The 17927-nt window shown below is 65.9% G+C and carries 16 protein-coding genes; 7 read left to right on the top strand and 9 right to left on the bottom strand.

What is annotated here, in order from left to right:
* The first annotated feature begins 64 nt into the window (after positions 1 to 64).
* From AC3WTC_RS05790 to AC3WTC_RS05775, 4 genes are all read left to right on the top strand, one after another.
* Complete coding sequence (locus tag AC3WTC_RS05790; RefSeq protein ID WP_025878346.1) at positions 65 to 754, top strand: ABC transporter ATP-binding protein; 690 nt, start codon at positions 65 to 67, stop codon at positions 752 to 754.
* Between the two features lie 14 nt (positions 755 to 768).
* A complete protein-coding gene (locus AC3WTC_RS05785; RefSeq protein ID WP_032978283.1) occupies positions 769 to 1926 on the top strand; it encodes an ABC transporter permease in 1158 nt (385 codons plus the stop codon).
* A 13-nt stretch (positions 1927 to 1939) separates the two neighbouring features.
* Entirely contained in the window at positions 1940 to 3256 is a 1317-nt protein-coding gene (locus tag AC3WTC_RS05780) for an ABC transporter permease (RefSeq protein ID WP_025878344.1), read from the top strand.
* A 454-nt stretch (positions 3257 to 3710) separates the two neighbouring features.
* Positions 3711 to 6569, top strand: coding sequence for a TonB-dependent receptor plug domain-containing protein (locus AC3WTC_RS05775; RefSeq protein ID WP_140227884.1), 2859 nt, complete (start codon positions 3711 to 3713; stop codon positions 6567 to 6569).
* 135 nt (positions 6570 to 6704) lie between these two features.
* On the opposite strand, the gene rarD is transcribed toward AC3WTC_RS05775, so the two are convergent.
* Together rarD and yedA are read right to left on the bottom strand one after the other, a co-directional pair.
* Positions 6705 to 7604, bottom strand: coding sequence for an EamA family transporter RarD (gene rarD / locus AC3WTC_RS05770; protein ID WP_025878342.1), 900 nt, complete (start codon positions 7602 to 7604; stop codon positions 6705 to 6707).
* Positions 7601 to 8506: a drug/metabolite exporter YedA gene (yedA, locus tag AC3WTC_RS05765; protein WP_025878341.1), complete on the bottom strand. Its 906-nt coding sequence runs from the start codon at positions 8504 to 8506 to the stop codon at positions 7601 to 7603. The genes rarD and yedA overlap by 4 nt, the downstream gene beginning before the upstream one ends.
* A gap of 221 nt (positions 8507 to 8727) precedes the next feature.
* On the opposite strand from yedA, the gene AC3WTC_RS05760 reads away from it, so the two are divergent.
* Both AC3WTC_RS05760 and AC3WTC_RS05755 read left to right on the top strand, forming a co-directional pair.
* Positions 8728 to 10062: an MFS transporter gene (locus tag AC3WTC_RS05760; RefSeq protein WP_032978271.1), complete on the top strand. Its 1335-nt coding sequence runs from the start codon at positions 8728 to 8730 to the stop codon at positions 10060 to 10062.
* Positions 10063 to 10093: 31 nt separating this feature from the next.
* Positions 10094 to 10429 (top strand): hypothetical protein, encoded by a 336-nt coding sequence (locus tag AC3WTC_RS05755; RefSeq protein WP_492711008.1) that lies wholly within the window; start codon positions 10094 to 10096, stop codon positions 10427 to 10429.
* 167 nt (positions 10430 to 10596) lie between these two features.
* On the opposite strand, the gene AC3WTC_RS05750 is transcribed toward AC3WTC_RS05755, so the two are convergent.
* The 4 genes from AC3WTC_RS05750 to AC3WTC_RS05735 all read right to left on the bottom strand — a co-directional run bounded on the left by AC3WTC_RS05750 (position 10597) and on the right by AC3WTC_RS05735 (position 15208).
* Positions 10597 to 12249, bottom strand: coding sequence for a M28 family metallopeptidase (locus AC3WTC_RS05750; RefSeq protein ID WP_492711006.1), 1653 nt, complete (start codon positions 12247 to 12249; stop codon positions 10597 to 10599).
* A gap of 149 nt (positions 12250 to 12398) precedes the next feature.
* Positions 12399 to 13331 (bottom strand): MBL fold metallo-hydrolase, encoded by a 933-nt coding sequence (locus AC3WTC_RS05745; RefSeq protein ID WP_032978267.1) that lies wholly within the window; start codon positions 13329 to 13331, stop codon positions 12399 to 12401.
* A 149-nt stretch (positions 13332 to 13480) separates the two neighbouring features.
* On the bottom strand, positions 13481 to 13789 hold the full coding sequence (locus tag AC3WTC_RS05740) for a hypothetical protein (RefSeq protein ID WP_317219398.1): 309 nt from the start codon (positions 13787 to 13789) through the stop codon (positions 13481 to 13483).
* 126 nt (positions 13790 to 13915) lie between these two features.
* Positions 13916 to 15208 carry a tryptophan--tRNA ligase gene (locus tag AC3WTC_RS05735; protein ID WP_025878334.1) on the bottom strand — a complete coding sequence of 431 codons (1293 nt, stop codon included), beginning with the start codon at positions 15206 to 15208 and terminating at the stop codon, positions 13916 to 13918.
* A 108-nt stretch (positions 15209 to 15316) separates the two neighbouring features.
* On the opposite strand from AC3WTC_RS05735, the gene AC3WTC_RS05730 reads away from it, so the two are divergent.
* Positions 15317 to 16123: a hypothetical protein gene (locus AC3WTC_RS05730; protein ID WP_140227886.1), complete on the top strand. Its 807-nt coding sequence runs from the start codon at positions 15317 to 15319 to the stop codon at positions 16121 to 16123.
* A gap of 78 nt (positions 16124 to 16201) precedes the next feature.
* On the opposite strand, the gene AC3WTC_RS05725 is transcribed toward AC3WTC_RS05730, so the two are convergent.
* The 3 genes from AC3WTC_RS05725 to rocF form a co-directional block, all read right to left on the bottom strand.
* Positions 16202 to 16423 carry a CsbD family protein gene (locus AC3WTC_RS05725; RefSeq protein WP_025878332.1) on the bottom strand — a complete coding sequence of 74 codons (222 nt, stop codon included), beginning with the start codon at positions 16421 to 16423 and terminating at the stop codon, positions 16202 to 16204.
* A gap of 211 nt (positions 16424 to 16634) precedes the next feature.
* Positions 16635 to 16772: an entericidin A/B family lipoprotein gene (locus tag AC3WTC_RS05720; protein WP_019661832.1), complete on the bottom strand. Its 138-nt coding sequence runs from the start codon at positions 16770 to 16772 to the stop codon at positions 16635 to 16637.
* Between the two features lie 167 nt (positions 16773 to 16939).
* On the bottom strand, positions 16940 to 17860 hold the full coding sequence (gene rocF / locus AC3WTC_RS05715; protein ID WP_492710956.1) for an arginase: 921 nt from the start codon (positions 17858 to 17860) through the stop codon (positions 16940 to 16942).
* Positions 17861 to 17927 lie beyond the last annotated feature (67 nt).

Raw genomic sequence — 17927 nt, 5'->3', positions numbered from 1 at the left:
TCGACGCGTGCCGGCCGTTGGCCGGGACGCATCCCCGTTTCCCGCCTTTCGTGGAGAACCACCCATGTCGACCCTGGTTTCACTGCGCAACATCACCAAGACCTACCAGCGTGGCCCCGAAAAGGTACAGGTGCTGCACGGCATCGACCTGGATATCGCCAGTGGCGATTTCGTCGCGCTGATGGGCCCGTCCGGTTCCGGCAAGACCACCCTGCTCAACCTGATCGGCGGCCTGGACAACCCCACCGGCGGCGAGATCAGCATCGAAGGCGAGCGCATTGACCAGATGAGCGGCGGCCAGCTGTCGACGTGGCGCAGCCACCATGTCGGCTTCGTGTTCCAGTTCTACAACCTGATGCCGATGCTGACCGCGCAGAAGAACGTGGAACTGCCGTTGCTGCTGACCCACCTCAGCGCGGCGCAGCGCAAGCGCAATGCCGAGATCGCGCTGACCCTGGTCGGCCTGGCCGACCGCCGCAGCCATCGTCCCAACGAACTGTCCGGCGGCCAGCAGCAGCGCGTGGCGATCGCCCGCGCGATCGTCTCCGACCCGACCTTCCTGATCTGCGACGAACCTACCGGCGATCTTGACCGCCAGTCCGCCGAAGAGATCCTCGGCCTGCTGCAGCAGCTCAACCGCGAACACGGCAAGACCATCATCATGGTCACCCATGACCCGAAGGCCGCCGAGTACGCCACCCACACGGTGCACCTGGACAAGGGCGAGCTGGCCGACGCGCCGCTGGCCCACTGACGGAGGCCACAGCGATGAAATACTTCTCGTTGGTCTGGGCGCAGCTGTTCCGCAGCCGCACCCGCACCCTGTTGACCCTGCTGTCGGTGGTGGCCGCGTTCCTGCTGTTCGGCATGCTCGACTCGGTGCGCGTGGCGTTCTCGTCCGGTGGCAGTGTGGAAGGTGCCAACCGGTTGGTGGTGGCTTCGCGCCTGTCGATCACCCAGTCGCTGCCGATCCGCCTGGAAACGCAGATCCGCCAGGTCAGCGGCGTGCGCGATGTCACCTACGGCATGTGGTTCGGCGGCATCTACCAGGACCCGAAGAACTTCTTCCCCAACTTCTCGGTGGCGCCCAACTACTTCGATGTCTACCGCGAGCTGCAGATCGACCCGGCGCAGCTGCAGGACTGGCAGCAGACCCGTACCGGCGCGATCGTCGGCGAGACGCTGGCCAAGCAGTTCGGCTGGAAGATCGGCGACACCATCCCGCTGCAGGCCACCATCTTCCCCCGTGGCGGCAGCAACGACTGGCCGCTGGAACTGAAAGGCATCTACCGCTCGAAGGATCGCGCACTGGCGGCCAATGAAGAACGCCAGTTGATGATGAACTGGAAGTACTTCGATGAGTCCAACGACTACATCAAGAACCAGGTGAGCTGGTACACGGTGACGCTGGACAACCCGGAGCAGTCGTCGAGAGTGGCGCAGGCCATCGATGCGATCTCGGCCAACTCCGACCACGAAACCAAGACCCAGACCGAATCGGCGTTCCAGCAGGCGTTCGTGAAACAGTTCGCCGACATCGGCATGATCGTCACCTCGATCATGGGCGCGGTGTTCTTCACCCTGCTGCTGTTGACCGGCAACACCATGGCCCAGGCGGTGCGCGAGCGCGTTCCGGAACTGGCCACGCTGAAGACGCTGGGCTTCAAGGACAGCACGGTGCTGACCCTGGTGATGGTCGAATCGGTGCTGCTGATCGGCCTCGGTGGACTGATCGGCATGGGCCTGGCGGCGCTGATCCTGCCGGCCATCAGCCCCAAGAGCATGGGCATGCTGCCGCCGCACGTACCGACGCCGACCTGGCTGGTGGGCATCGTCCTGATCGTGGTGATCGGCATCGTGGTCGGGCTGCTGCCCGCACTGCGCGCCAAGCGCCTGAAGATCGTCGACGCGCTCGCCGGCCGCTGAAGAGGACACCGACATGAACAAGCTCAAGAAGTGGCTGGGGAACGCGGTGACCGTGCTGCTGCTGGTCGTTGGCCTGGTGGTTTGGATCAGCCTGCCGTGGATCGGCGTCGCTGCCATCGCGGTGCTGCTGGGGCTGTGGCTGGCGCTCACCCGCAGTGGCCGGCTGGCCCTGGCCGCCACCCGCATCGGCATCGCCAGCCTGCCCCAACGCTGGGGTGCCTCCTCGGTGATCGTGGTCGGCATCGCCGGCGTGGTCGGCGTACTGGTCGCGATGCTGGCGATGGGCGAAGGCTTCCAGGCCACGCTCAACAACACCGGCGATGACACCACCGCGATCGTGCTGCGCGGCGGTTCGCAGGCCGAGACCAACTCGGTCATCACCCGCGAGCAGGTCCCGACGCTGTCCACCCTGCCCGGCATCACCCGCGATGCGCAGGGGCGGCCGCTGCTGTCGCCGGAACTTTCGCAGGTGGTCAACCTGGTGTCCAAGGCCGATGGCACCGACGTCAATGCGCAGTTCCGCGGGGTCGGCCCGCAGGCGTGGGCCGTGCATGACAAGGTCAAGATCGTCGAAGGCCGCCGGTTCGCCGCCGGCCTGCGCGAGATCGTAGTCGGCCAGGGCGCCAGGAGCCAGTTCCGCGACATGGATGTTGGCAAAACGCTCACCCTGGGCAACCAGACCTGGACGGTCGTGGGCGTGTTCGCTACCGGCGATGCGCATGACTCGGAACTGTGGACCGACGCCGACACGCTGGCCACCACCTACCAGCGCAGTGCCTGGCAGTCGATCAGCGTGCGTACCGACGGCAAGGCTGGCTTCGAGCAGTTCAAGGCCGCCGTGGCCGCCGATCCGCGCCTGAAGCTGGACGTGGAAACCACCCGCGTCTACTACAGCAAGCAGGGTGGCGGGTTGACCAAGCTGATCGACATCCTCGGCAAGGTGATCGGCACCATCATGGCCGTAGGCGCTGTGTTTGGTGCGCTCAACACCATGTATGCCGCCGTGGCCACGCGCGCGCGCGAGATCGCCACCATGCGTGCGATCGGCTTCCGTGGCCTGCCGGTGGTGACTGCGGTGATGCTGGAAACCATGCTGCTGGCCCTGCTCGGCGGACTGCTTGGCTGCGCGGTGGCATGGCTGCTGTTCAACGGCTACAGCGTGTCCACCATCGGCAGCAACTTCAGCGCGGTGGTGTTCAAGTTCCATGTATCGCCGGAACTGCTGTGGAGTGGGTTGAAGTGGGCGCTGGGCATCGGCCTGGTGGGTGGGTTGTTCCCGGCACTGCGCGCGGCACGGCTGCCGATCACCACGGCGCTGCGCGAAACCTGAGCATCACGCATTGATTTATTGAGCGTTGCGCAGGGGACGGGGCGAAGGCTCCGTCCCTTTTTTTTGCACGTCATCCACGCATGGCGTGGATCTACTGGCCCATCCACGCATGGCGTGGATCTACTGGCCTATCCGCACGGTGTGGACGCCGACATTGTTGCAGTAGATCCACGCCATGCGTGGATGGATGCGTGTACGCAAGCAACAACGATTACAGATTGCGCAAACACCGCCGCTATGGGTGCCTCTGCCCATCGCAAACGCAGCGCGCGTGACGCCGCGCACAGTGCACCTGTGGATTGTTGGTTGCGATTCATTTTCGCGGCGTTACAGCGCGCGCGGACAAACAGTTACCGATGAAAACACTCTAGAATCCGGCCCCCACGTTGGTTTGCAGCACCCCACGCGTCCATAGAACGGACGCATGTTTTTTCTGAAACACGAGATTTCACGGATGTCCCTGAAGACCACCCCGCTGCGCAACGCGATCGTCATCGCGCTGGCCGCCAGCTGCACCACGCCCGCTTTCGCACAGGAAGCCGGCGATACCCCCACCAACCTCGACCGCATCGAGATCACCGGCTCGCGCATCCGCCAGGCCAGTGTCGAGACCGCGCAGCCGGTGGTGGCACTCAACCGCGCCGACATCGAGAAGAAGGGCTACGTCAACGTTGCCGACATCCTGCAGGACGTCACGGCAGCCGGCGCACCGAGCCTGAGCCGTTCGTCCTCGCTGAGCTCCTCGCGCGATTTCGGCGGCATGTATGTCAGCCTGCGCAACCTCGGCCCGGAACGCAGCCTGGTGCTGATCGACGGCCGCCGCATGGGCGTCAGCGCCGGCGGATACTCCGACCTGGCCTCGATTCCGTCGGCGATCGTGGAACGCGTGGAAGTGCTGACCGATGGCGCCTCGGCGCTGTACGGCTCGGACGCCATCGCCGGCGTGGTCAACATCATCACCCGCAAGAACTTCGACGGTGGCGAAGCCAGCGTCTATGTCGGCCAGTACGGTGAAGGCGACGGCCAGAAGCGCTCCTACAGCGCCACCTTCGGCAAGACCTTCGACCGCGGCTGGTTCAGCGTCGGCGCCGAGCGCACCAAGGAAGACGAGATCCTCGGCGATGCGCGCGAGTTCAGCCGCTACCCGGGTGGCCCGCGCCATGCCGACGACGTCGACGCGCTGAGCCCGACCACCCAGTGGGGCACGGTCACCGTCGGTGGCAAGCCGCTGACCGTGGGCCCGGGCGGCGACCCGAGCAACGCCAGCAACTTCCACACGCCGGATCCGGCTGACGGCGCCAACGCCAAGACCAACATGAGCCTGCTGAGCGGCCTGGAGCGCACCTCGGTGTTCGCCAACGGCGGCTTCTCGATCACCGACAACCTGCGCATCGTCGCCGATGCGCTGTACAGCAAGCGCGAGTCGACCAAGCACCTGGCCGGCTACCCGTACTCGGTCTCGGCTGCGCAGTCGCGCAACGGCACGCGCGCTGCGCTGTCCAAGGACAGCACCTTCAACAAGTGGGGCCAGGACGTGCTGTTCTCGCACCGCACCGAAGAGCTGCCGCGCGGTACCGAGAACACGCTGGAAACCAAGCGTGCCAGCCTCGGCCTGGAAGGCAGCTTCGAAACCGGTTCGCGCTACTGGGACTGGAACGTCAGCTACATGTACAACCGCAATGAAGGCGAGCGCGTTGGCACCGGCAGCATGTACCAGCCGAACGTCAACCTCGCCGTCGGCCCGTCCTTCATGGACGGCGACGTGGCCCGCTGCGGTACGCCGGGTGCGGTGATCGCCGGCTGCGTGCCGTGGAATCCGGCTGCGCCGATGGGCTACACCGGCCCGGGCTCGCTGGGCAACCAGGACGTGCAGGACTACCTGTTCACCCGCTTCGTCGACAAGATGCGCAGCACCACCAAGGTCGCCAGCGCCAACATCTCCGGCTCGCTGTTCACCCTGCCGGCCGGCGACATCATGGGCGCGATGGGCTTTGAGCACCGCAGCGAAGAAGCCAGCTACACCCCGGACCTGATGGTGCAGAAGGGCCAGATCGCCGGCACCACCGGCCAGCCGACCCGTGGCGACTACTCGCTCAACGAGGTCTACCTGGAAATGCAGGTGCCGCTGCTGGCCGACATGGCCTTCGCCCGCGAGCTGTCGCTGGACCTGGCCGGTCGCTACACCGATTACAACACCTTCGGTTCGACCACCAACAGCAAGTTCGGCCTGAAGTGGAAGCCAATCGACAGCCTGCTGGTGCGCGCCACCTACGGCACCGGCTTCCGTGCACCGACCGTGGACGATCTCTACGGCGGCGCGGTTTCCAGCCGCGATTCGTTCACCGATCCGTGCGATACGAAGTTCGGCATCGCCGCCAGCAGCCCGACCGTGGCAGCACGCTGCCAGGCGCTGAACGTGCCCGCCAACTTCCGTCAGCAGACCGGTTCGGACGGCAACCTTGCCAACCGCCCGGGCCAGCAGGCCACCTCCGATTTCAACTCCGGTTCCAACCCGGAACTGAAGCCGGAAACCGCCAAGACCTGGACCGTCGGCCTGGTCTACAGCCCGGAATTCGTGCAGGGCCTGGACGTCAGCCTGGACTGGTGGAAGATCCGCATCGACAACGCCATCGTGGGCGAGTCGGCTACCGACATCCTCAACCAGTGCTACGTGCAGGGCGTGGATTCGGCATGCGGTCGCTTCACCCGTTCCACCGCTGCGGCCACCCGCGGCCAGGTTTCGGCGCTGGATCGTTCGCTGGTCAACGCCGGCTACCGCGAAACCGCCGGCTATGACATCGGTGTGCGTTACCGCCTGCCGGAAACCGCATACGGCAAGTTCGCCATCAACTGGAACACCACCTACACCGACTACCTGGAGCAGCGCAACGACAGCGCCGCCACCACCCCGGTGGAGCAGCGCGTGGGCTGGGCCGGTGACTTCCGCGTACGTTCGACCTTCAACCTGGATTGGCAGTACGGCAACCTCGGCATCGGCTGGACCGCCCGTTACTACTCGGGCATGAAGGAAGCCTGCTCGTACGACCTGGGCGGTGGCCCGGACTGCAACATGGCCGACTTTGTTTCGCCGTATACCGATGCACAGCCGAGCCGCAAGGTGGGTTCCAACACCTTCCACGACCTGCAGGTGCGTTACAGCCTGCCGTGGGATGGCACCGTGTCGTTGGGCCTGAACAACGTGTTCGACCACCAGGGTCCGATCATGTACAGCCAGCCCAACAGCAGCTTCACCTACTACGGTGGCTTCGACATCGGTCGTTTCATGTACATGAAATACCAGCAGCGCTTCTAAGCCTGTAACCGCGTTCCCGCCCCGGCCAACTCTCTCCTGGCCGTGGATGGAAGCAGAACGGCGCCCCTCGGGGCGCCGTTCTTTTTTGCGGGGTCGGATCCCTTTGCATCGCGAAGGGATCTGACCCCGGAGGCGCTATCGTTTCGCGCCGCGCATCGCCCGTACGTTGTCACCGACGTACAGGACCAGGCCGGCCCAGATCGCCGCAAAACCAATCGCCTTGCCGGTGTCGAACGCTTCGTGGAAGAAGAACACGCCCAGCAGCAGCTGCAGGCTCGGTGCGATGTACTGCAGGATGCCGACCAGCGACAGCGGGATGCGCTTGACCCCGTAGGCGAAGCCGATCAGCGGCACCGCCGTGATCACCCCGCCGAAAATCAGCATCAGGTCGTTTGCCCAGCCCCAGCCACCGAAGAAGCCACCGCCATGGCCGTTTTCCGACCACAGCGCGAAGCCCAGCGCGGGCAGGAACAGGTACAGGCTTTCCACGCCCAGCCCGGCCACCGGATCGACCGACACCAGCTTGCGCAGCAGGCCGTACAGGCCGAACGAGCACGCCAGGCCCAGCGCGATCCACGGCGGCGTGCCCGCATCGATGGTCAGCCAGGCCACGCCCACCGCGGCGATGGCTACCGCCAGCCACTGCACGCGGCGCAGGCGCTCCTTCAGCACCAGCACGCCCAGCAGAACGTTCACCAGCGGGTTGATGAAGTAGCCCAGGCTGGTTTCGATCACATGTCCTGCGTTGATCGCCCAGATGTACAGGCCCCAGTTGAAGGCGATGGTCAGGCTCGATACCGCCAGGATCGGCAGCGCGCGTGGTTGCGCGGCGATCTTCTTCCACCAGCCCAGCCGTGATGCGATCAGCAGCCAGGCCACCACCAGCACGGTGCTCCAGATGATGCGGTGGGCGATGATCTGGAACGAAGGCACTTCGTTGAGCAGATGCCAGTACACCGGCACCAGCCCCCACAGCACGAAGGTGGAGGCAGTGATCAACAGGCCCCGCCGCTGTTCTTTCTCGTCCATGCTCATCGCTTGCGTGTCCTTGCCATCGTCAGTACCACCACACCCAGAAGTATCACCGCCATGGCCAGGAAGTCGCGCCAACCAAAGCGTTCACCATTCAATGCAGCCCCCAACAGGACAGCAATCACCGGATTGACGTAGGCATAGCTGCCGGCCAGCGCCGGGCGCACGTTCTGCAGCAGCCAGACGTAAGCGGTGAACGCCACGATCGAACCGAACACGCACAGGTAGGCCATCGCCAGCAGGCCACCGCTGTCGGGCAGGGTGGTGGGGCGCTCGCCGACGACCAGGCCGATCAGCACCAGCAGCACGCCACCGCAGATCATCTGCCCGGCCGCCGTCATGAACGGCCCCGGCAGGTCCTGCCCGCGTGCCCACACCGAGCCGAACGCCCAGCCGACCGGCGCGATCAGCAGCAGCACCAGCCCGGTGGGCGATGCGGTCAGGCTGCTGCCGGCGTTGAGCCAGACCACGCCGACGAAGCCAACGGCGATGCCCAGCCATTCGCCCTTGCTGGCATGCTGCCCGCGCAGGGCCGAGAACAGCGCCATCCACAACGGCACCGAGGCCACCGCGGTGGCGGCCAGGCCGGATGACACCTCGCGTTCGGCCAGCACCACCATGCCGTTGCCCAGCACCAGCATGGTCACGCCCATGATGACCAGGTTGCGCCACTGCCGCAGGGTGGGTCTGGGCATCTTCCAGAACAGGCGCAGCGCCAGGTACATCAGGCCGCCGGCAATGATGAACCGGCTGCCGGAGACCATCGTCAGTGGCAGCGCGCCGCCATGCAGGGCCTTGGCGATGCCCAGGTAGGTCGAGCCCCAGACCACGTAGACCAGCAGCAGTGCCAGCACGACAAGGCCGCCCCGTGGGGCAGCCGCAGACGGAACGGGGGGAGCCGACATGACGCACCAGGGAGCTGGGGGAACACGGATTTTAGGACGTTTTGGTTATGGTCCGGCAGCCCATGTAGTGGCACGCTGTCATCCATCCATGCCCCGCCCGCCCCTTCCGGCACCCGGCGTTGACGTGGGTTGCAGTACCAAGGAGGCTGGCCGGCAGCGCACCGCGCGCCTGGCAGCGCAATTTCCCGCATGGACGCACCGCATCGAGGATCCCCACCCGGATGAGCACTACGTCCCAATCCGCTGTCCCCAGCACCGACGGCGCCGCCCTGCGGCGTTCCATCTCCAACACCCTCAAGGGCTCCGCCGGCAACCTGGTGGAGTGGTACGACGTCTACGTGTACTCGGTGTTCGCCGTGTACTTCGAATCGCAGTTCTTCTCGCCTGAAGACAAGAACTCCACCCTGTACGTGTGGGCGATCTTCGCCGCGACCTTCCTGATGCGCCCGATCGGCGCATGGTTCTTCGGTCGCTTCGCCGACCGTCATGGCCGTCGCCTTGCATTGACCGTGTCGGTCACGCTGATGGCCTTCTGCTCGTTCATCATCGCCATCACCCCCACCGCTGCCAGCATCGGCATCTGGGCGGCGATCATCCTGCTGTTCGCGCGCCTGCTGCAGGGCTTCGCCACCGGTGGCGAGTACGGTGCCAGCGCCACCTACATGTCCGAGGCCGCCATTCCGGGCCGCCGCGGCTTCCTGTCCTCGTTCCACTACGTCACCCTGGTGGGCGGCCATGTGCTGGCCCAGCTGACCCTGTTCGTGATGCTGACGTTCTGGGCCAAGCCGGAAATCTCCGAGTGGGGCTGGCGCATCGCCTTCGGCATCGGTGGCATCGCCGCCGTGGTCGTGTTCTGGCTGCGCCGTGGCATGGACGAGTCGCTGTCGGAATCCTCCATCGAAGCCGCGCGCGAGGGCAAGGACAAGAAGTCCGGCTCGATGTACGAACTGTTCGTGCACCAGTGGCGTCCGCTGCTGCTGTGCTTCCTGATCACCGCCGGTGGCACCATCGCCTTCTACACCTACTCGGTGAACGGCCCGAAGATGATCCAGAGCGCCTTCGCCGGCAACGACCCGATGACCGGCACCCTGATCAACCTGGGTGTGCTGGCCTTCCTGATGGTGTTGCAGCCGGTCGGCGGCTGGCTGTCGGACATCATCGGCCGCAAGAGCCTGCTGGTGTTCTTCGGTGTGGGCGGCGTGCTGTACAGCTGGTACCTGATCACGCAGCTGCCGCACCAGCACGATGCCACCCTCGCCTTCCTTACCCTGGCACTGGGCTTTGTCATCCTCACCGGCTACACCTCCATCAACGCCGTGGTGAAGGCAGAGCTGTTCCCCACCCACATTCGTGCACTGGGTGTGGGCTTCGGCTATGCATTGGCCAACTCGCTGTTCGGCGGCACCGCGCCGCTGCTGTACCAGGGCGCATTGAAGACCGGCCACGTGGACTGGTTCGCCATCTACGTCACCGCGACGATCGCGGTATCGTTGGTGGTCTATGTGTTCTTCCTCACCAACAAGGGCCCCAACTGGCTCGACGGCACGCGCAAGTAAGCGCGCCGTAGTGATCGCGGCCACCGGTGCAATGCCGGTGGCCGCCGCGTCTCCTGCCACGCCGCTGGTATGGCTCGCACTGGGCCTGGGCGCGGCGACCCTGCTGGCATGGCTGATCCGCCGGCCCGACGCCCAGGCGAGTTGGCCACGTATCGGCTTCGGTATTGCCCTGCTGGCGTTCTGCGTTGCCCTGGTGTTGCAGCTGGCAGTGGATCTGGGCAGCGGTGCCAGCACCCTGCATCTGCGTCTGAGCCGGGGCATCAACCCCGCACCGGTGGCCAGCCTGCGTACGATGGTGGCCTGTTACCTGGGCGCGCTTGCCTTCGCCGGTTGGGGCGCGTGGAAGCTGCTGCGGCCACGTGGCTGAAGATGCGGTAGTGCCGGCCGCTGGCCGGCATCTGCACATCCTTTCGGAAGGTCCATGAGGTTGCCGGCCAGCGGCCGGCACTACCGTGCGTTTGAAGGTTGCCGGCCAGCGGCCGGCACTACCATGCGTTTGGAGGTTGCCGGCAAGCGGCCGGCATTGCCGTGCGTTTACCGGCGGGCGGCTTCGTTCTTCTCGCGGGCGCCGTGGAATTCCGATTCCTTCTCCCACTGCGGCCAGCGACGGCTGTTGGCCAGTTCGGCGCCCAGGTCGTAGACCAGCAGGGTGTCGGCCGCGTGGCCCGCCGGATCCCAGCTCGGCGTCCATGCATCGCAGGCCTGGTGGTAGCAGTCGGCGAAGTACTTCTCGCGCAGCGCGCGACCGGCCTCGACGCCGCCCTCAAGCTTGTCCAGGCCCGGGCCGATGGTGATCGCCGGTACGCCCAGGCGGGCAAAGGCAAAGTGGTCGGCACGGTAGAAGAAGCCGGCTTCAAGGTTCGGATCCGGGCTGTAGCTGCGGCCACGGGCCTTGGCCACGCGTTCCAGATCGCCTTCCAGCGACACCCGGCCCTTGCCCCACGAGGCGATGTCACGGGTGGCACCATCGGGGCTGAACATCTCGATGTTCAGCACCGCAGCGGTCTTGTCCAGCGGCGCCAGCGGGTGCGCGGCGTAGTAGCTGGCGCCCAGCAGGCCCTTCTCTTCGGCGGTCAGGGCGACGAAGTACAGGGTGCGCTGCGGCTGCGGGCCGGCGGCGAACACCCGGCCCAGTTCGAGCACGGTGGCCACGCCGGTGGCGTTGTCGATCGCACCACGGCGGATACGATCACCCTTGGCGTCGGCCTGGCCGATGCCGAAGGCATCCCAGTGCGCCGAGAAGATCACCGCCTCATCGGCGTGCTCGCCGCCGGGCAGCTTGGCCACCACGTTGCGGGTCACCACCTGCTCGCGCTTGAGCGCGAAATCGACGCTCAGCTTCGCGTTGTCCAGCGCAACCGGGCGGAAGTCCGCACTCATCGCCTTGCGCTTCTCTGCATCGAAATCCAGACCGGCGTCGGCAAAGATCTGTTCGGCCAGCTCACGCTGCATCCAGCCACGCAGCGGCGTGTGCTGGGCCATCGCCTCGGCCTGGCCGCGCTCGATGTCGAACAGCGGCGAGGTGCCCGAACTCTTCACCGTGGCCCAGCCATAGGCGGCCGGTGCGGTCTCGTGCACGATCAGCACGCCTTCGGCACCCCGGCGCGCGGCTTCTTCGAACTTGTAGGTCCAGCGGCCGTAGTAGGTCACCGCCTTGCCATCGAACGCACCCGGCGTATCGGCTTCAAAATCGGCGTCGTTGATCAACATCACGGCGATCTTGCCGTGCAGGTCCACGTCCTTGTAGTCGTTCCAGTGGCGCTCGGGCGCATCGATGCCGTAGCCGACGAACACCAACGGCGCCTCCTTGATCTGCACGCGCTTGCGCGGCTGCAGGCTCTGCAGGGTCACGTCCACGCCATTGGCCAGCGCGCGCTTGCCGCCCTTCAGGGCAAGACTGGCCTTGGCCTGGCCGTCCAGCTGCGCGCGCACCAGCGGCACCGGCTGTACCCAGCTGCCGTCCACGCCACCCGGCTGCAGGCCGTAGCTGCGGAACTGCTCGATCAGGTACTGCACGGTGCGTTCTTCACCTTCGGTGGCCGGTGCGCGGCCTTCGAATTCGTCCGATGCCAGCACGCGCACATGACGCGACAGCGCCTGCGGATCGATGCCGCCGCCGGGCAGGTCATTGGCCGCATGGGCCAGGCCACCGACGAACAGGCAGGACGACAGCAGCAACACGCGCATCGGGTTCACGGCAACACCACGGCTAGCTTGAAAGTCACCAGAGTGTAACGTGGTCATGACATCGCGGCGCGGCCCGGGACCGTGTCATCCACGCATGGCGTGGATCTACCAAGGGCGCAGCGGATCTCCGCCGCCAGGGCGTGCGCAGGTCAGCGCGATACACGGTCCAGCCAGCAGGCCAGGCCCTGCGCGTTGAGTTCGATATCCATCGCCAGTACTTCGCCCACTGCAGCCTGGTCCAGCGCGCAGCCATGCTGCTGTGCACGCTCCAGGTACAGCGCCTGCAACGCGGCCAACAGGCAGCGATGACGATCGGGGCGACCGTCGCACTGGCGGCCGATTGCCGCCATCGCATCAATCTGTTCGAACAGATCCTCGGCCAGCTTTTCGACCTGTTCGACACGACCGTAATGGGTCAGGTACATCGCCTGCGGTGCGTAACCGAGCATGCGCTGGATCGACGCCTTCATCGCTTCCGGGTCGAACTGCACCGGCGATGAGGTGGGGAAGATGAAAGCGCCCTGCGCGCTGTCCAGCTCGCGGTAGGAGATACCGAAGGTATCGCCGGTGAACCAGCTGCGGCTGCGCGCATCCCACACGCAGTAGTGGTGCAGCGCGTGCCCCGGGGTATGCAGCAGCACCAGCTCGCGGCCGGCCAGGTCGATGCGCTGGCCGTCGTCAGCCACCACCACGCGCTGCTCGGGGATCGCTTCGATGCGGCCATAGCTGCGGGCGATTTCCTCAGCGCCATAAACGGCCGTGGCACCGGCGATCAACCGGGTCGGATCGATCATGTGCGGCGCGCCGCGCGGGTGCAGCACCGCGCGCGCATTGGGCAGCTGCTGCATCAGCAGGCCAGCGCCACCGGCATGATCCAGGTGCACATGGGTCAGCAGCAACCAGTCCACCGCCTCCACGCCCAGCCCGTTGTCGGCCAGGGCCTGCAGCATCGCTGGCACCGACAGGCCGGTACCGCAGTCGACGAACGCAGCACGACCGTTTTCGATGATCAGGTAGGCGGCATCGAAGTCAGGCCGTTGGAAACCGGTATCGATGGTGTGGATGCTGGGATCGGCGGTCATCGACGCGCACCTGGCAGGATCGGGAACAGACACCCATGGTAGGCGCGCCGGCATGGCGTGATCGATGCGGCTTTGGTCGGATGGTGCCGGCCGCTGGCCGGCAACCCCGGGTTAGCCAGTTGAATGCAGTTGCCGGCCAGCGGTCGGCACTACCGATCAGCCTGGCGCAATGCAAATCGCGGCCGCAGCAGCAGCGCCAGTACCAGCACCGCCAGGAACGCGCCATAGGCATACAGCACCGCCAGCACCTGCGGCCAGATCGGCCCGGCGCCCGGCTGTACCAGACCGATGTGGTGGCCCCACAGCATCGCCACGATGCTCAGGGCCAGCGCCAATGCCAGCGTAGTGCTATCGAACAGGCGTCGCCGCGCGGTACGCGGCTGGCGCGGAAACAGCCAGTACAGGCTGCCCAGCAGAATGAACCAGGGCAGGAACAACAGCAGCGACAACCAGGCCATTGCAGACTCCATGTCATCGCGCCTGAGGCGCGCGGACATCATGCCATGGGTGCAATGCCGTGGTAGTGCCGGCCGCTGGCCGGCATTTCGCCCTCAACAGCGCCGACCAAGGTCGGCATCTACCGATCAGTCGGCGCGCAGCACAGCCAGCGCCGCCAGCACCGCATCCACCTCGGCTTCCAGCTTGAACAGGTCGCTCTGCAGCTGGTCACCCTGCTCGGCCTGCTTCAGCACGGCGATCAGCTGGCCGGCATCGCGCGGCGAGTCGAAGCCTTCGCTCTGGATCAGCAGCGTGCCGTCACCGGCGGTGAGCTTGAAGTAGAAACGGCCGTCCTTCTCGCGGTACTGCTTGAACAGCGGCGGAGCGGCGCGGGCTTCACCGGCATCTTCGCTGGCGATGTCGCCGGCATCGGACAGATCACGCAGGCCCACCGCATGGCGCAGTTCTTCCAGCAGCGGTGCTGCCAGCTGCTCGCGCAACTGCTGGCCACGGCGCTTGAGCAGTGCTTCGATCTTCTCCGGTTCGGCCATCAGCGCGTTGTAGCGCTCGCGCAGCGGCGACAGTTCGCTGTCGATGCGCTCGAACAGCTGCTGCTTGGCATCGCCCCAGCTGATGCCATCGGCGAAGGCCTTGGCGAAGGCTGCGGTCTGCTCCGGGGTGGCGAACGCCTGGTACATCTGGAACAGCGCCGAACCTTCGGTGTCCTTCGGCTCGCCCGGGGCACGCGAGTCGGTCAGGATCGAGAACACCAGCTTCTTCAGCTCCTCGCGCGGCACGAAGAGCGGAATGGTGTTGTGGTAGCTCTTGCTCATCTTGCGGCCATCCAGGCCCGCCAGGGTTGCCACCTGCTCGTCGATCACCACGTCCGGCAGCGGGAAATATTCCTTGCCGTACACATGGTTGAAGCGCTGGGCGAAGTCGCGCGCCATCTCGATGTGCTGGATCTGGTCACGGCCCACCGGTACCTGGTTGGCCTTGAAGATCAGGATGTCGGCCGCCATCAGCACCGGGTACATGAACAGGCCGGCGCTGACACCTGCGTCCTCGTCCTGGCCTTCCTCCCGGTTCTTGTCCACCGCCGCCTTGTAGGCATGGGCGCGGTTGAGGATGCCCTTGCTGGCGATGGCGGTCAGGAACCACATCAGCTCGGTGGTCTCGCGGATGTCACTCTGGCGATAGAACCACACGTGTTCCGGGTCCAGGCCACAGGCCAGCCAGCTGGCAGCGATCTCCAGGGTCGCGCGCTGGGTGCGCTGCGGGTCCTGCGACTTGATCAGGCTGTGCAGATCGGCCAGGAAGAAGAAGCTCTCGATGTCCGGCGCGCGGCTGGCCGCAATGGCCGGGCGGATGGCGCCAACGTAGTTGCCCAGGTGGGGCGTGCCGGAGGGGGTGATGCCGGTAAGGACTCGGGTCGTCATGACTGCGTGCGGAAACCTTCTATGAACGCGGCCAGTTTACCGTGCACACGGTCAACCCCGTCAGGGCCTCCGGCGCGTTCATTCACCCAACCCCGCTGGAGACGCCCGATGAAACGCCTGCTGCCCCTGCTGCTGATCCTGCCCCTGGCCGGCTTCCGCCCGGCTCCGCTGCCCCCGCCGATGCCGCAGGACGGCCCGGTGCGCGTGGCCTTGGTCGACCGCGACCGCGGTACCGAGCTGCGCAGCTACCCGGCCGACGGCCAGCGCTGGGTGGCCGGTGAGCGCGGCCACCGCTATGCCGTGCGCCTGTACAACGACAGCCCGCGACGGGTGCTGGTGGTGCTGTCGGTGGACGGGGTCAACGCCATCTCCGGTGAAGACGCCGATCCCTCGCAGACCGGTTACGTGCTCAACCCTGGCCAGCGCGCCGACATCACCGGTTGGCGCAAGACCCAGGACGAAGTGGCCCAGTTCGTCTTCAGCAGCCCCAGCGGCAGCTATGCCAGCCGCACCGGCCGCCCGGACAACGTCGGCGTGGTCGGCGTGGCGGTGTTCGAGGAAGCACGTCGCTGGTACCCGCGTCCGCAGCCGATCCTGCGCGGTCGCGCCGGGCCGGCACCGGCGGCGGCAGAAGCCTCGGCGGCGGCCGACGCCAGCGCCAGCCGTATCGAAGGCTATTCGGCCAAGTCGCAGGCACCCGCGCTGGGCACCGGGCATGGTGCGCGCGAAAGTTCATCGGTGCGCGATACCGATTTCGAACGCGCCACCCGCAGCCCGGCACAGGTGCTGCAGCTGCGCTACGACAGCGCCCGCAACCTGCGTGCACGCGGCATCCTGCTCGATTCGCCCTCGCGCCTGGACCGCCAGCCACAGGCCTTCCCCAACCGTTACGTGCCCGACCCGCCGGCGCGTTGATCTGCACACAGCACAACGCCCGCACCTTCCGGCGCGGGCGTTGTCGGTGGGGGCATAACGCGAGCGTTCGACGCCCGGTTACTTGTAGTCCGGGTAATCCTTGTGCATCGCTTTCTCGAAATCGCGCACTTCGGTTTCTGCGCGGTCCTTGGCCCAGCCATAGCGCTCCTGCAGGCGGCCCGCCAGATATTCGGCGTTGCCCTCGGCCACATCGAAATCGTCATTGGTCAGATCGCCCCACTTCGCCTGGGCCTTGCCCTTGAGCTGGGACCACTTGCCGGAAATGATGTCTTTGTTCATTGCTGAGGCTTCCTTGGAATGCAACGGCGTTGTTACCGTGGCTGCAGCATCGCGCAGTGCACGTTGAAGCACGGTCAACCGGCCATGAAAGCGCTGCTCACCTGCTTGAATGGTTCACTACCGGTCGACACGCGGCGTCCACACGCAGCAAGCGCGCATGAAAAAGGCCGGGAAGATCCCGGCCTTTTCCGTAGTGCGCACCACCTCAGGCTCAGTTGCCCTTGGCGGCATCCTCAACCTTCTCACCAGCCTTCTGCACGTCCTTGCCGGCACCGGCAACGGTGTTGCAACCGGCCAGCAGGGCCACCGAGAACATCGACAACAGCATCAGGGCAACTACGCGCTTCATGGGCTTCTCCTTGGGTTTGCCGCTACACCGCTCAATCACGGGGTTCGGTTGTATTGATCGGGGCGACAGGCTGGCTCGAAGCCAACACTGCCGCGTGAGGTGCAATCTGGCGGCAGGGGCGTGGAGCGCGTGTGAACGGTTCGTCCAACCGTTCAGGCTGGACCCTCTCAGTCGCGCATCAGGGTCGATTTCCCGAACAGGCTTTCGACCAGGTCCACGGCCAGTTCGGCGGTGCTGTTGTGGTTGTCCAGCAGCGGATTGAGTTCGACGATATCCAGCGAGCCCATGCGGCCACTGTCGGCGATCATCTCCATCACCAGCTGCGCTTCGCGGTAGTTCACCCCGCCCGGAACGGTGGTGCCCACGCCCGGGGCAATGCTCGGGTCGAGGAAATCGACGTCGAAGCTGACGTGCAGGTGGGTGTTCTCGTCGATGCCGGCCAGCGCCGCTTCCACGGTGCGCTTCATGCCGTTCTCGTCGATGTAACGCATGTCGTAGACATCGACCTTGTGGGTCTTGATCAGGCGCTTTTCTTCCGGGTCCACCGAACGGATGCCGATCTGGTGCACCTGTGAAGGCTTGATCGCCGGCGAAGTGCCGCCCAGCCTGGTCAGCGCATCCGGGCCGAGGCCGCACAGGCAGGCCACCGGCATGCCGTGGATGTTGCCCGACGGGGTCACGTCACTGGTGTTGAAATCCGAATGCGCATCCAGCCACAGCACGCGCAGGTCCTTGCCCTGCTCGCGGCACCAGCGCGCGACGGCAGTGATCGAACCGATGCCCAGGCAGTGGTCGCCGCCCAGCATGATCGGCATGCGGCCGGCCTGCAGTTCGGCATAGCTGGCCTCCATCAGCGCATGGTTCCACGCCACTACCTCGTCCAGGTGACGGTAGCCCTGCACCGGCGCGGTCCACGGGTTGCGCGGGCCGTCCAGGTTGCCAAGGTCGCGCACGTCCACGCCACGCGCTTCCAGTGCTTCAGGTAGGCCGGCCACGCGCAGGGCTTCCGGCCCCAGCCGGGCGCCGCGATGGCCCGCCCCGATGTCGGTGGGGACGCCGATCAGGGTAACGGCGGGATGATGGGCCATGGGTGCCTCCTGCGAACGAAAAAGAAGCACAGTCTAGCCAGACGCATGTGACACCACTCGCGGCGGT

Source organism: Stenotrophomonas sp. FW305-C-20-S1, from assembly GCF_058783335.1.
Note: the sequence above shows the minus strand (reverse complement) of the source record. Positions and strands in the feature narration are given on the sequence as shown.